Here is a 13981-nt window from a genome sequence, read left to right as displayed (position 1 = left end):
TCGGCAGACAAGTGGGGACAGGTGTTCAGCGAGGTGAACAATGGATGGATTCTGGCTGGTGCTGGTGGCACTGCCCCTGTTTGTAGTCATCGGTGCCGGGCTGGGCATGCGCGCCTGGGTGGTAAGTCGCCAGCTGCGCATGCAGATTGCTCAGTTGCAGCAGCGGCTGCACGCTCTGGAGCAGACGCCTCCCGAGGCGGCGCGCGCACCGTCGGCAAGGTCGGAACAGCCTCCGGCCACGCCCTACACCCCTTCCCGGCCGACAGGTGCGGGTGCCGAAACCTCCGCGGATAACCGGTTCGAGCCCGTGTCTGAACACCGGGCCGAACCACCGCCCGACACCTCCGAACCATCGGCCGAGACGGCCTGGGGTCCGGCGGACGCTCCTTTGGCCGCACCTGCCGATCAACCTCCGCCCGGCCTGTTCGCTCGCCTGAGCGACAGCCTCAAGGCCAATTGGATGATCTGGCTGGGCGGCATCTGTGTCGGCCTGGCCGGGGTGTTCATGGTGCATTACTCCATCGAGCAGGGCCTGCTCGGTCCCGAGGCTCGGGTGACACTGTCACTGATCGCCGGGGTCGTGTTGCACGGCTTGGCCGAATGGCTCAGGCGTACGCGCGGCCAGCACGATGTCTTCGCCGCCCTCGCCGGGGGCGCCAGCATCATACTCTATGCCGCGCTCTTTGCCGCCTTCAAGCTGCTCACCGCCATTGCGCCGGGGCTGATCTTTGCCGCCATGGCGCTGGTCTCTTTCGCCACCCTGGCACTGGCGCTGCGTCATGGCCCGGTACTGGCGGCGCTGGGGATGCTGGGCGGCTATCTGGTGCCGATTCTGGTCAATACCGGCTCCGGGCAGATCGAGCTGGCACTGGTCTATATCGGCATCCTGACCCTGTTTGCACTCTGGCTGCTGGCCTATGTCGAGCGCCTCTGGCTCTGGCTCGGCGTCATCATCGGCAGCCTGGGCTGGTGGGCCCTGAGCCTGGGTACGCAGCCCGCCGACGGCGTGCGGGCGCTGTACCTGCTGGCACTGGCCTACCTGTTTCTGGCCGTGCCCGGCTATGACTGGTTGTTGCAGCGCCGCGATGACATCGCCACGCACTGGCTGCAGCTACTCAAGCGGGTCCGGGGCGCTCGCCACTGGCCGGTCATCCCCGCCCTGGGGCTGATCGTGCTGGCGCAGGGCTATACTCTGACCGTGGAGGGCGTGCCGACGGCCGGTTACCCCGCCCTGTTGCTATTGCCGGCCCTGCTGTTGCTGACCGCCAGTCGGCGGCCGATTCTGAACCCGCTGCCGGCCTTGATGCTGATCGTCACCGCCCTGGCGGTGGTGCTGCCGATGCTCACCTATCTGGGCGACCAACTGATGTTCACGCCGCCGGATGCCGCTACTCAGGCCGCGCTGGTGTCCCGTTTCGTGATGCTCAGCATTCTCTACACCGCCGGAGCGGCCTGGCTGTTGCGGCAGCGGGTGGCTTATCCGGCATTCTGGGTCGGGCTGGGCTGCTTCACCCCGCTGCTGATGCTGGCGCTGGGCTACTACCTGTTCACCGCGTTCAGCGCAGACTGGGCCTGGGGCGGCGCCGCGCTGATACTGGGGCTAGGGTACATGGCCCTGTCTAAACTGGCACTGGAACGCCGCGACAGCCCGTTGAGCAGCGATCTGATCCGGGTATTGCTGATCAGCAGCGCCCACCTGGGCCTGTCGCTGGCGGCGGTGATCTGGCTGGCGGATGCCACCCTGACGCTGGCCTTTGCCGTGCAACTGACCACCCTGTCGCTGCTGCAGCAGCGCTATCAGTTACCGTTGCTGCCCTGGGTGATCCGCCTGGTGCTGGCCCTGGTGATCGTCCGGCTGACCTTCAACCCCTGGCTGCTCAGCTACGACAGCGGCAGCCACTGGTCGCTGTGGACCTATGGCGGCTCGACCCTGTGTGCGGCCGCCGGCGCCTGGATTCTGCGTCAGGATCACCGCATGAGCGCCTGGCTGCAGGGCGCCGCCGCCCATCTGCTGGTGCTGACGCTGGCCGCCGAGGTGCGCTACTGGCTGTATGATGGTGATATCTTCCGCCACGAATACTCTTTCCTTGAAGCCAGTCTCAATACCCTGATCTGGGGCAGCGCCGGTTGCGTTTATCTGTGGCGCGTCTGGCTGAGCCAATACCTGCAGCGCTTCTACCGGGTGATCGCCAGCCTGCACCTGATCGCCGCGGCGGCCAACTACCTGATCTGGGTGGTCCTGGCATACAACCCGCTCTGGCATGCCACCGACATCAGCCAGACACCGATCTGGAACCTGCTGCTGCTCAGCTACGGCCTGCCCTGCCTGTTGCTGATGGCCCTCTGGCGCCTGCTGCCCGGCAAGCTGGGCAGGCATGCCGCCATGCTGGCGGGGCTGAACTGGCTGCTGTTTGTGTCGCTGGAGATCCGCCATCTGTGGCAGGGCGAGCTTAGCCTGGCCAACCCGACTCCGGATGGCGAGGTATACACTTATTCGGCTATCTGGCTGTTGCTGGCCTCGGGCGCCCTGCTGGGCGGCCACTGGCTGCAGCAGCGCGCCCTGTATCGGGGCGGCATGGCGCTGTTGCTGGTGGTCGTCGCCAAGCTGTTCCTGATCGACATGTCGGACCTGACCGGTCTCTGGCGCGTGGCCTCCTTCATGGGCCTGGGGCTGGCGCTGCTGGCACTGGCCTGGCTGCATCAGCGCCTGACGCCGAAACAGAGCACCCGCCCGGCAGTGCATAAACAGCAGCCGTAGCAAGCACTTACATTATCTGCTGTTTTGTTGCGCTCTGATCCGACGACTGCGTGTCCGCTTCCGGCTTGTCAGCTGCAGGCTGGCCCAACAGCCCGCGCCCCCAGTCGGCGCAGGTCTTCCAGCAGCATGAAGTTGACCGGCACCATGATCAGGGTCACCAGGGTGGCGAAGATGATGCCGAAGCCCAACGACACCGCCATGGGGATCAGGAACTGCGCCTGCACCGCCTTCTCGAACAGCAGCGGCATCAAGCCGATGAAGGTGGTCAGCGAGGTCAGCATCACCGGCCGGAAACGGGCCACACCCGCCATCAGCACTGCCTGCCGGGTGGCCTCGAAATGTGAGTGCTCACCCTCGTTCTGAAGCTCGCGGCGCCGCTTGTTGGTAAAGTCCACCAGTACCAGGCTGTCGTTGACTACCACCCCGATCAGCGCCATCAGCCCCAGCAGGCTCATGATGGTCAGGTCCATGCCCATGATCCAGTGGCCGATGATGGCGCCGATAGCGCCAAAGGGGATCACTGACATCACGATCAGCGGCTGCAGATAGGAGCGGAAGGGAATCGCCAGCAGGCTGTAGATCACGAAAAACACGAACGCCAGTCCGATCGCCAGCGAGGTAAAGGACTCGCGCTGCTCCCGTGCCTCCCCTTCCAGACTGTAGGAGGCTCCCGGATACTGGCGTACCAGGTCGGACAGAAACTGGTCCAGATCCCGGTTCAACAGGGTGGTGTTGGTGTTCTGCTTGTCCATGTCCGCCAGCACGCTGACGGTCCGCTGCTGATCGATGCGGTAGATGGCCGCGGGGCTCTGCCCCGGTACCAGCCGCGCCACCGCATCCAGCGGCACCTGTCCTTGAGTGGTACTGATGAGCACATTGCGCAGGCCGGCAATGGCCTGACGCTCGGCCAGCGGCAGACGCACCATGACCCGTACGTCATCACGGCCCCGCTGCACCCGCTGTACCTCGATGCCGAAGAACTTCTGCCGCACCTGACGAATGATGTCGCTGCGGGTCAGACCCAGCAGGTGAGCCTGCTCGGTCAGCTCCAGCTGCAGCTCTTCCTTGCCGTCGGACAGGTTATCGGTGATGTCGTACAGCGTCGGATAGGTCGCCAAACGTGCCTTGACCTGCTCCGCCATAGCCTCAAGGTCATCCACCCGGCCGGAGCGCAGCTGGATATCCACAGGATCGCTGGCGCGGCCGATTTCGGCCCGGAAGGTCAGGGTTTCGGCGCCGGGAATCGGCCCGATGCGCTCGCGCCACTGCTGCACGATCCGGCGGGTGCTGATGCTGTCGTCACGCTGCTCCGAGGGCAGCAGCTCGAAACGGACACGGCCCTCTTCCGTACTGCCGCCGGTACCCGACGTGGAGTAGATGTTGAGAATCGCGCTGATGCCGGTTTCCGGGTCACGGTATTCCTCCTGCAGCTCGCGCGCGGCTTCAACCATGCGCACAATGTAGCGATCGGTCACCTCGAACGGCGTGCCGCTGGGCATGGTCAGGGAGGCCCGGGCGGTATCGCTTTGCACCCGCGGGAAAAACACGAAGCGGGTCCAGCCGCTCATGATCATCGCCATGATCAGAATGAACACGCCGATGAACAGGGCCAGCGTGGTCAGACGATGACGCACGGCCACATCCAGCAGCGGGCGGTAGTAGCGCACGATCAGCCGCTCGAAACCGTCGGCAAAGCCCTGCTGCAGACGGGCCAGGCGTCCCTGACGTTCGACGTTTTCATGGCGCAGTTTGAGATGCTTGAGGTGTGCCGGCAACACGAACTTGGACTCGATCAGCGAGAACAGCAGCACCGGAATAACCACCACCGGAATCTGTGCGAAGAGCGCGCCACGTGCGCCCTCGATGAAACCGATCGGCAGAAAGGCCGCCACAGTGGTCAGCACCCCGAAGGTCACCGGCACCGCCACTTCCTGGGTACCGCGAATGGAAGCCTGCAGGCCGGACTCGGCACCGCGCAGATGACTGTAGATGTTTTCGCCGGTGACAATGGCATCATCCACCACGATGCCCAGCACCAGAATGAACCCGAACAGGGACAGGACATTCAGGGTCACGCCAAATACCGGCATCACCAGAAAGGCCCCCATAAAGCTGACCGGAATGCCGATGAACACCCAGAAGGCGATGGAGGGACGCAGAAACAGAGTCAGCAACAGCAGGACCAGCACGCCCCCCTGCATGGCATTGGTCAGCAGGGTATTGATGCGGCTTTTGACCACCTCCGAATTATCGTCCCAATAGCTCAGGTTCAGCCCCTCGGGCAGGCCCGGCTGCTGGCGTTCGATATAGTCCTTGACCGCGTCCGCCACGCCGATAGCGCTCTGGTCACCGACCCGGTAAACCTCGATCATCGCGGCCGGCAGACCGTTGAAACGGGTCCGCAGCGCACTTTCCTCGAAACCGTCGCGCACCTCGGCCAAGTCGCCCAGACGCAACAGGCTGCCATCCGGGTGAGTCTTGATCACCAGCGGCTCGAACTCGTCCCGGCTGTAGGCCTGCCCCTTGGAGCGAATGAGAATATCGCCGCCATCGGTGCGGATGTTGCCCGCCGACAGGTCCAGCGAACTGGCGGCAATTCTGTCGGCCACGTCTGCCAGGGTCAGGTCATAGGCACGCAGCCTGTCCTGGGAAATTTCGATGGCGATCTCGTAGTTGCGCACACCGTCCAGCTCCACCTGGGTCACGCCCTCGAGCTGCAACAGATCGTCACGTACCTGCTCGGCATAACTGCGCAATTCCTGCTCGGACAGTTCGCCGGACACGGCCACGGTAATGACATCATGCTTGAAGGTCGCCAGCGCAATCACCGGTTCATCGGCCTCGGACGGGAAGGTGCCGATCTCGTCGACCCGGGATTTCACGTCCGCCAGCAGCTCGCGTGGATCATAGCCGCTGTCCACTTCGATGGTGACGGTGGTGCCGCCTTCCACCGAGCGACTGCGAATTTCCTTCACGCCCTCCAGATCACTGACGGCCTCCTCGACCCGGGTGGCCAGGCTCAGTTCGGCATCTTCCGGGGTGGCACCACGCAGGCTGATGCGCACACTGATGGTGTCGGACTCGAAACTGGGGAAAATCTCCAGCGGGATGTTGAGCTTGAGCGACATCAGGCCGGTGAACAAGATGGTGACCATCAGCAGATTGGCGGCCACATGATTGCGGGCAAACCAGGCGATCATGTGCGGTCACCTTTAGCGCTGCCATTGTCGGACGCGGCCGCGTCAGCATCGCGCACCTCGGTGCCCTCGGCTGCAGCCTGAACGGCAGTCTCGGCACCGCGTACCCGCACTTCAGTCCCCGATACCACCTGACCCAGCGAGGTCAGGACCAGCTCGTCACCGGCCTGTAGTCCGGCACCGATCAGCGCCTGGCTATCATCCTGCCAGGCAATGTCGACCTCGCGCCGCTGCAATCGTCCGTCCTGCACCAGGTAGACGTAACTGCCCTGGTAGATCGCCTTATTGGGAATCAGTAACGCATGTTCGATTTCGACACCTTCGATCAACGCCGTGACATACTCGCCCACTTTGAGCGGAACCCGATCCAGCGCCTTCTCACCGTAAGGGTCGTCGATTCGAGCCAGCACATGCAGCTGGCGACTGGTTTCGTCGATGGCGCCTTCCGTCTGCACGATACGGCCCTGCCAGCGCTCCGGGCGCACCAGGTCGGATCGGATCTCCACCTTTGGCTGCACCGGTGCCACGCCCTCGATGCGGTACTCTTCCGGCAGCTGCAGGTAGGCCAGATCGCGGTTCTGCAGCGGCAGCCGCACCTCCAGTACGTCAGCCGCAAAAATCTGTCCCAGCGTGGTGCCACTGGCGACGACCTGCCCCAGATCCACCTCGGTACTCAATACACGACCGGCATAGGGGGCACGAATACGGGTCCGCTCCAGGTTGAGTTTCGCCGTCGCCAGGCTGGCTTCCGCCGACGCCACCGCCGCCTTGGCTGCATTCAGTTGCGGCGTGCGCAGCACCAGCGCAGGCGCTTCACCCGCATTGCCCAGCCGCTGCCAGTCGGCCGCCGCCTGGGCGCTGCGGGCCCGGGCTTCGGCCAACGTCTGACGGGCACTCATCAGGCTGGCTTCGGCCTGCGCGACCGCGGCTTGGTAATCACGGCTGTCGAGCCGAATCAGCTCCTCGTCACGTTCGAAAAAGCCGCCGGCCCGAAAGTCCGGGTTGATCCAGACGATCTGCCCGGCAACCTGAGGCAGCAGTACGCTCTGGGTGCGCGGCTGAACGCGGCCATAGCTTTTGACCCGGACCTGAAACGACTGCGGCGCCAGCACCTGCGTATCCACACTGATACGACTGGCCTGGGGCGGCGTGCCGCGCTGCACTTCGGGTGGGTTGTGATAGATCAGCCAGCTGACTGCACCCAGTACGATAATGATAATAAAGGGAAGTAGCCGTTTGCTCATGGGGTATCCAATGCCTCTGTCTGATCCGGAGTGTCGGCCTGAAAACGGCCGCCGAGGGCCCGGTGCAGTTTGATCCGGTTATCCAGTAATTGACGCCGCAGGCTGATCACGCTGGTCTGTGCATCCAGCGCCCGGCGCTGCGCCTCGAGTACGGTGGTATAGCTTTCCAGGCCGTTGCGGTACTGTTCAAAGGCTAGGCGCTCGGCGTTGAGCGCGTTCTCTTCCGCCCTGAGATACAGCGCATGCCGGGTCGTCAGGCTATGGCGTGCCGACAAGGCGTTTTCCACCTCGGTCAGGGACTGGAACAAGGCTTCCAGCCAGCGCTGTTCCTGCTCGCGTCGACTCGCCAGTGCCTGTTCCTGCAACGCCGCCTTGCGCCCGGCATCGAACAGATCCTGTACCAGCGAGGCACCCAGGCTCCAGGCAAGGTTGCCGCTGGATAGCAGATCGCTGAGGCTATCGCTGCTGCCGCCTTGTGCCGCGTTTAAGCGCAATGTGGGAAAACGCGCTCGATGTGCCGCCGCCAGGGCTGCATCGGTGGCCAGCAACGTCAGCCATTGCTGCTGCAGGTCCGGGCGGCGGCTCAGTAGATCGGAGGGCTGGCCGGCCGGCACCGGCGTCTCGATCAGCGGCAGCCGGGCGCTGCTGGTCAGCGTGGCGGACGGATAGCGCCCCAGCAGGCGCTCCAGTTCGCGTTGCAGCTCGCTCAGGGTCTGTTGCTGCTGCGCGACCCGAGCGGCTTCGGCATGCAGGTTGTTGCGCGCCAGGTAGAGATCCAGCGCCTCGTTCAGCCCCTGGCGATAGCCGGATTCGATAATCTCAAGATTCTGTTGCAGATTGTCCCGCCGCTGGCGGTACAGTTCCAGCAGCAGGCGGGCTTCCTGCAGCGCGAACCAGTTTTGTGCCAGTTGCGCGGCCAGTGCCTCGCGCTGCTCCGTATGGGCCGCCGCCGCCACCGCCCGATTCAGTTCGGCTTCGCGCTGGTCGGCCGCGAGCTTGCCCCAGACATCCAGCGTCCAACCCAGCGACAGCTCCAGCGAGTCCATGCGCACACTCTCTTCCTGACGGCGGCTGCCCAGCTCCAGTGAAAGCTGTGGATAACGGTCGGCACCAACCAGACGCACCCGCTGTTCGGCCGCCCGCAGCTGCTGGCGTGCAGCCGCCAGCGCGGGGTTGGCGACCAGGGCTTCCGCCACCAGTGCCGCTAATGTGTCGTCCTGCAGCGTGGTCAGCCAGGGAGGGACAGGGTCATCGGCGGGGGTGTCCGCCTGCCAGGCATCCGGCAGGGTCGGGGATGGAGACTCAAGTTCGGGCGGCGCACTGCAGGCACTGAGCAGCATCAGCAGGGGCACAAAAAGGTAAAAACGCACAGCAATTCCCTGTATCGATCCGTTCGGGTCAGACCTCAGAGCCGCAATGGTAGTGGATTGTTCCCGCCAAGGCAGCGGCTTTTACACTTCTTTACGCGGCCTCAACGGTTTACGTCGGTCCCGCGTAGCAGTTCATAGGCGCGACGGACTTCGATAAAGGCTTCACTGTCTCCGCCCTTGTCCGGGTGTAACCGCGCGGCCAACTGGCGATAGCGGCTCCGGATTTCCGCCTGGCTGGCACCCTCTTCCAGTGCCAGGGTTGCCAGCGCACGACTGCGTGCGCCCGGATTGTTCCAGTGCTCGAAAAAGCCTTGCAGCAGCCGTTGCACATCCTCGGCACTGGTCGCGCCCAATTGCTGCCAGTCCAGGTAATAGCTGCGCAGGGGGTCCTCGGTATCCGGCGGTGCTGTCCCGGCAACCGGCGCCGAGACATCATCTTCATATAGGCGCACGCTCAGAGGCGAAATTTCCACCCGCAGCCGCTCCTCGTGCCACAGCCGTATCTGCAGCGTATACAGGCCGTGCATGATCATGAAATGTTTCTGGAACAGGCACAGCTGATAGTCATCGGCCAGATCGGCAAAAGCCGGGTGGGCTTCCAGCGCCTTCATCAAGCTGAACTCACTGATACCTTCGGGGTGATGGCGCAACAGGGCCATCAATTCGGGGATCAGCGGATTAGAGGTCAATTCCGGGGTCATGCGTGCTCCGGTGCAATATCGGTGGGCGGAGGCTGTCCAGTGGACAGCCGCTTCTGGCACAATGCCCGTTCATCAATCAGCCAGGGACCGACAACATGCTGCTGCGCCTTTTTATCCTCCTGATCCTGGCCCCGGTTGTCCATGCCCAGAGCTGGAAAGAGATCATCGACCTGGCGCCCGAAGGCAGCCAAGTGGCTCTGGTGGTGGAGCCACTGAGTGCTACGGCTCCGCTGCAGATTCACTACCGTGACGACCGTTTTCTGCCCCCGGCCAGCACCCTGAAACTCTTTACTGCCACTGCGGCCGAACTGACATTGGGTGCCGACCACCGTTTTGAAACCCGCCTTTGGCAGCGTGGCCAACAGAACGGCGGACGCTGGCAGGGCGACTGGCTACTCGAGTTTACCGGCGCTCCCGACCTCAGCCGCCAACAGCTGGCACAGCTGCTGGGGGAACTGCGCCGCCGCAACATTCGCGAAATCGACGGTGACCTGGTGCTCGATACCAGCCATTTTACCGGCTACGACCGTGCCATCGGCTGGCCCTGGAATAACCTGGGGGTCTGTTACAGCGCGCCGGCAGCCGCACTGACACTGGAGCGCAACTGTGTTGCCGCCAGCCTGAAAAACCGGGGGGTCGACCAACCGGCAGGCTTCTTTGTCCCCGCTCATCAGCCGGTCGAAGTCACGACGGATGTACAGGTACTGGACCGCGACAGCATCAAGCAGTCACTGTGCAGCCTGGAGGCTCGCCTGGGGCCAGGCAACCGCTACCATCTCAGCGGCTGTATCAGTGACCGCCGCAAGGTGCTGCCGCTGAACTTTGCCATCAACGACCCGCTCAGCTACGGCAAGGCGCTGGCCCGTCAGGAACTGAGCCGTCTGGGCATCGTGCTGCGGGGCGAGATACTCAGCGGTCGTCGTGAGGACGCCGGCTGGCAGCAGGCCGCGCAGGTACAGTCGGCACCGCTGCCGACCCTGCTGACCGAAATGCTGCAGGACTCCGACAACCTGATTGCGGACCTGACGCTCAAGAGCCTGGGTGCCGGCAACGGCACCCCGGGCAGCTTTGCCCGCGGCGTCAATACTCTGAAGGCGACCATTGCAGCCCACACCGGCATCGACCTGAGCCTGGCGAAGTTAACCGATGGCTCGGGGCTGTCACGGGACAACCTGCTGCAGGCCCGTCAGCTTGCGCAGCTGTTGCAGTGGCTGTCGCGCCACCCGGACATGACCAGCTACCGGGTGCTGCCGATCTCCGGCGAAAACGGGACCCTCAAGTACCGCCGCAGCACCCGCGAAGCACCGCTCAAGGGCGCCATTCAGGCCAAAAGCGGCACCGTCAACGGCAGTCGCAACCTGGCCGGCTACATCGATACCGCTTCGGGCGAGCGCTATGTCTTCGTGCTGATGCTCAGCGGTATCAGCCTGCCCGAGCGCATGCCCCGCCCCACGCCAGTGACCGTGTTTGAACGCTCCCTGCTGGAGTGGATCTACCACAACGGCTGAGCCACCCCATCACGCAAGACCCCCGCTCGGGGCGGGGGTCTTCATATATCCAGATCAAGGCGTGAGCAACCGGCGCTTCACTTGCCGTGATGGTGAGCATCCTCGTTCATCAGTTTGCGCACTTTCCAGAACGCCCAGACCATGGCTGAAGCAATGCCGATTACACCCAGAAGGCTCGGCCACAGTGTTTCAAAGCTGTAAGCGTCAATTCCGAACATCGCAATCACCTTTATTGCTGTTTCAAATGATGAATTCAGAGTACTCCCATCCGTAGTAGGGTTTATTGACTTGGCTCAATCAGAATTGATCGGGTTTGTAAAGACACATAAACGCGTTTCATTCACTTGCAAAACGTGGCGAAGCGACCAATATGTGAAGTACACCCTCACGACAGGAGTTGCGGCATGTACAAGAGCAAACACTGGACTCCCGAGCAGATCAGCAAAATGAACGAGGAGAGCTTCCTCGTCGAGATGCTGGATGTCTTTCAGTACTCTCCTTCCAACGAAGACACGCACGACATTGACCAGATGCGGGCCAAGCTGGATGCCGTGGAAGCGGCACTCAAGACCCGCCTGGACGCCAAGCGCAGCCAATGAGCCGCCGATTAAGGCTCAACTGGTCACTATGCAGATGATTGAACGGCGATAATCGAACAGGGCACAACCTGAGCCGGGCACCAGACCCGGCCCATGTGCATCTCAAGGTTGCAGGCGTTCCAACTGCCAGCCTTGGTCGGTCAGGGTATAGCGGAAGCGGTCGTGCAGGCGGTTTTCCCGTCCCTGCCAGAACTCGATCTGCTGCGCTCTCAAGCGATACCCCCCCCAAGTCTGCGGACAGGGGATATCACGCCCGGCATGGGCTTCATCCAGCTCAATCACGCGCTGCTCCAGGGTAGCACGGTGATCAACCGGATGGCTCTGGGTCGAGGCGGCGGCACTGAGCTGACTGCCACGCGGACGCCGGTGAAAATAGGTTTCGCCCTCGCTGAACGGCAGTTGCTCAACGCGCCCGCGGATCCGCACTTGGCGCTCCAGCCCGCGCCAGTAGAACATCAGCTCGGCCTTGGGGTTCTGCGCCAGTTGTTGCCCCTTGTCGCTGCGAAAGTCGGTAAACCAGCTGAAGCCATCGGCGTCATACCCCTTGAGCAGCACGATACGCGCTGCCGGCCAGCCCTCGGCATCTGCGGTTGCCAACGTCATCGATGTGGCGTCGTCCGGGTGGGCCTGTAACGCTGCCTGCATCCAGCGTTCAAACTGGTTCAGCGGGTCAGCCTGCATCTCATCACGGTGCAGCCCCTGGGCCACATATTCGCGTCTCAGATCACTGATCTCGGTGGTATTGCTCATCGCTCTCTCCTCGGACTGACACAGGCCTGTACTATAAACCATCGGCCCGAGGTTATACTGCCCGGGATCATGCATGGAGCATTAAGGTCGTCCACCCACCATGGAGTTTGTTCAATGGCCCTGCCACGCTGTTGCCGCCCTGTGATCTTTGCCCTCGCCGCCACTCTGGTGCTGAGCGGCTGTGTCAGCCAGGGCAAGCCCAGGCCCTTCCAGCTGAAGAACCTGGCCAAGTCGGAAATCGACATGGTCACCGACCTCCATATCGAAACCGTCAACCGGCTAGCCCGGGAGCTGACCATCAAGCTGTACAAGCGCAACCCGCGCGAGCTGGCCAAGGTCCCCGGCATGACGGTGGAGCGGCGCCTGGAGCTGCTGTTCGGTTCGCCCCGGCTGATCACCCATGCCGAGCTGGGCAACCGCTATGCCGAAAAGGCGATTCCGCTGGCGTTCGACCCGGCGTTCAGGGGGGATCGCGTGTTTGCCCTGATGATCGGTATCAGCGGCATGCTGCATGCGTCCTACAACTATCGTGACGAGTTCTACCTGCTGAACGAAATCGACCAGCAGAAGCTCTACAATACTGCCCGCAATCTGGAAGCCGTGGCCTGGCGCCTGAATACCTACCGCCAACCCAATGGCAGGCCGTTCCTCTTGGCCAACGATCCGACCAACCTCAGTTTCGAACGGCTGCTGGGCAAGCTGATCGCGCACCAGGACATGATGGCGCGCATCGTTTCCGATTCGACCAACCGTGCCATCAATACCGTGGTGCACGGTATCGCCTCGACCACCCTGTTGCCGATCTGACTTCAGCAATCGCGCAACGGCTTGAGGATGCGGATGTCGGCTACCTTGTGGTTCTCGTTCAGGAACAGGGTCACGTCGGCCTGATCCGGCAACTGCTGCAGCATGGCGCAGGTCAGGCGTTCGTAATGCTGAATGAAGCGCTTGATTTCATGTTCGTTCATGATGCGCAGATGGTCGGTAGGCTGCTGGGTGTCATAGATATACTGCACCCGCTCGGCCAGCTTCTTCTCTTGTAGCGAGCGCCATTCGTAGACGGCATCCATGCTCGGCACACACAGCATCAGCAGCACATCAAGGCGTGAAAACAGCTCGCGGTAGGGCCCCTTGAGCTGTTCGTTGACATAGCGGCGCCAGATGCCGTCGGGATCTTCGTCACGCTCCAGCGAGTTGACCGGCTCGGCCAGCGAGTCGTCCGGCTGCGGCGGCGCGCCCACGCACCAGCCTTCGAACACGATCAGGTCGGCACCGCCCACCCACTCCTGCCAGACGAAGTCTGGGCAGCGGTCATCGATCGACTTGTCGAACACTGGAATCTTGGTAATCCGCTCGGGGTCATCAGCACAGAGGCTGTCGAGAATGTCCATGCCCAACTGCACGTCGTGGGTGCCCGGCACGCCACGGGTCACGAACAGCGGGTGGATCGCCTCGGCCATCGCCTCGCGGTCGGCACGGGTTTTGTACAGATCATCGATGGAGAAGCCGACCACACGCAGGCCGAAGCCCTCGCCCAGAATCACCTCCAGCAGGTTGAACAGGGTCGACTTGCCCGCTCCCTGAGCGCCGTTGATGCCCAATACCAGCGGCCCCTGCTGCTGACGCTGACGCGCCAGGATCCAGGCCGCCAGGGGCACATAGATCGCCTCGAACAGCTCCTTGAGCCCGATATCGACTTTGAGCGATTCCAGCGTCGCGGCAAAGGCCTGCTCAACCGCCTGAACGGCGTGTCGGCGTTCTTCTTCGCTGAGGCAGAGCTGGTTGCGGGGCCAACGGGTCAATAGGCTCATGGGACATCCTGTGTTCGGCTCGGTCATTGTGAAACATCAGTTT

General features: G+C 62.9%; 11 protein-coding genes. 4 read left to right on the top strand and 7 right to left on the bottom strand.

Annotated features, from left to right (window positions below; genetic code table 11):
* The first annotated feature begins 40 nt into the window (after positions 1-40).
* Positions 41-2758 (top strand): DUF2339 domain-containing protein, encoded by a 2718-nt coding sequence (locus KTN04_RS04690; RefSeq protein ID WP_217334045.1) that lies wholly within the window; start codon positions 41-43, stop codon positions 2756-2758.
* Between the two features lie 68 nt (positions 2759-2826).
* On the opposite strand, the gene KTN04_RS04685 is transcribed toward KTN04_RS04690, so the two are convergent.
* The 4 genes from KTN04_RS04685 to KTN04_RS04670 all read right to left on the bottom strand — a co-directional run bounded on the left by KTN04_RS04685 (position 2827) and on the right by KTN04_RS04670 (position 9270).
* Positions 2827-5958 (bottom strand): efflux RND transporter permease subunit, encoded by a 3132-nt coding sequence (locus tag KTN04_RS04685; protein ID WP_217334044.1) that lies wholly within the window; start codon positions 5956-5958, stop codon positions 2827-2829.
* Complete coding sequence (locus KTN04_RS04680) at positions 5955-7199, bottom strand: efflux RND transporter periplasmic adaptor subunit (protein WP_217334043.1); 1245 nt, start codon at positions 7197-7199, stop codon at positions 5955-5957. Before KTN04_RS04680 ends, KTN04_RS04685 begins: the two co-directional genes overlap by 4 nt.
* Entirely contained in the window at positions 7196-8569 is a 1374-nt protein-coding gene (locus tag KTN04_RS04675; protein ID WP_217334042.1) for an efflux transporter outer membrane subunit, read from the bottom strand. The genes KTN04_RS04680 and KTN04_RS04675 overlap by 4 nt, the downstream gene beginning before the upstream one ends.
* Before the next feature lie 101 nt (positions 8570-8670).
* Entirely contained in the window at positions 8671-9270 is a 600-nt protein-coding gene (locus KTN04_RS04670) for a DNA-J related domain-containing protein (protein WP_217334041.1), read from the bottom strand.
* Between the two features lie 95 nt (positions 9271-9365).
* Between KTN04_RS04670 and dacB the strand changes: the two genes are divergently transcribed.
* Positions 9366-10778 (top strand): D-alanyl-D-alanine carboxypeptidase/D-alanyl-D-alanine endopeptidase, encoded by a 1413-nt coding sequence (gene dacB, locus KTN04_RS04665; protein ID WP_217334040.1) that lies wholly within the window; start codon positions 9366-9368, stop codon positions 10776-10778.
* Positions 10779-10855: 77 nt separating this feature from the next.
* On the opposite strand, the gene KTN04_RS04660 is transcribed toward dacB, so the two are convergent.
* Positions 10856-10996 carry a hypothetical protein gene (locus KTN04_RS04660; protein ID WP_217334039.1) on the bottom strand — a complete coding sequence of 47 codons (141 nt, stop codon included), beginning with the start codon at positions 10994-10996 and terminating at the stop codon, positions 10856-10858.
* 186 nt (positions 10997-11182) lie between these two features.
* Here KTN04_RS04660 and KTN04_RS04655 point away from each other — a divergent pair, with 186 nt between their 5' ends.
* Positions 11183-11377, top strand: a complete 195-nt coding sequence (locus tag KTN04_RS04655) for a hypothetical protein (protein WP_217334038.1) — start codon at positions 11183-11185, stop codon at positions 11375-11377.
* A gap of 102 nt (positions 11378-11479) precedes the next feature.
* Here KTN04_RS04655 and pdxH read toward each other — a convergent pair whose 3' ends face one another.
* A complete protein-coding gene (pdxH, locus tag KTN04_RS04650) occupies positions 11480-12127 on the bottom strand; it encodes a pyridoxamine 5'-phosphate oxidase (RefSeq protein ID WP_217334037.1) in 648 nt (215 codons plus the stop codon).
* Positions 12128-12241: 114 nt separating this feature from the next.
* On the opposite strand from pdxH, the gene KTN04_RS04645 reads away from it, so the two are divergent.
* Positions 12242-12934 (top strand): hypothetical protein, encoded by a 693-nt coding sequence (locus KTN04_RS04645; protein WP_217334036.1) that lies wholly within the window; start codon positions 12242-12244, stop codon positions 12932-12934.
* Between the two features lie 2 nt (positions 12935-12936).
* Here KTN04_RS04645 and KTN04_RS04640 read toward each other — a convergent pair whose 3' ends face one another.
* On the bottom strand, positions 12937-13938 hold the full coding sequence (locus KTN04_RS04640) for a hypothetical protein (RefSeq protein ID WP_217334035.1): 1002 nt from the start codon (positions 13936-13938) through the stop codon (positions 12937-12939).
* Between the last annotated feature and the right edge of the window lie 43 nt (positions 13939-13981).

The organism is Marinobacterium weihaiense, from assembly GCF_019061305.1.
Lineage (GTDB): Bacteria > Pseudomonadota > Gammaproteobacteria > Pseudomonadales > Balneatricaceae > Marinobacterium > Marinobacterium weihaiense.
Note: the sequence above shows the minus strand (reverse complement) of the source record. Positions and strands in the feature narration are given on the sequence as shown.

Bases quoted from the DNA above. Each gene is read 5' to 3' on its own strand.
- KTN04_RS04690 (WP_217334045.1), top strand. From the start codon at position 41: ATGGATGGATTCTGGCTGGTGCTGGTGGCACTGCCCCTGTTTGTAGTC.
- KTN04_RS04685 (WP_217334044.1), bottom strand. From the start codon at position 5,958: ATGATCGCCTGGTTTGCCCGCAATCATGTGGCCGCCAATCTGCTGATG.
- KTN04_RS04680 (WP_217334043.1), bottom strand. From the start codon at position 7,199: ATGAGCAAACGGCTACTTCCCTTTATTATCATTATCGTACTGGGTGCA.
- KTN04_RS04670 (WP_217334041.1), bottom strand. From the start codon at position 9,270: ATGACCCCGGAATTGACCTCTAATCCGCTGATCCCCGAATTGATGGCC.
- dacB (WP_217334040.1), top strand. From the start codon at position 9,366: ATGCTGCTGCGCCTTTTTATCCTCCTGATCCTGGCCCCGGTTGTCCAT.
- KTN04_RS04660 (WP_217334039.1), bottom strand. From the start codon at position 10,996: ATGTTCGGAATTGACGCTTACAGCTTTGAAACACTGTGGCCGAGCCTT.
- KTN04_RS04655 (WP_217334038.1), top strand. From the start codon at position 11,183: ATGTACAAGAGCAAACACTGGACTCCCGAGCAGATCAGCAAAATGAAC.
- pdxH (WP_217334037.1), bottom strand. From the start codon at position 12,127: ATGAGCAATACCACCGAGATCAGTGATCTGAGACGCGAATATGTGGCC.
- KTN04_RS04645 (WP_217334036.1), top strand. From the start codon at position 12,242: ATGGCCCTGCCACGCTGTTGCCGCCCTGTGATCTTTGCCCTCGCCGCC.
- KTN04_RS04640 (WP_217334035.1), bottom strand. From the start codon at position 13,938: ATGAGCCTATTGACCCGTTGGCCCCGCAACCAGCTCTGCCTCAGCGAA.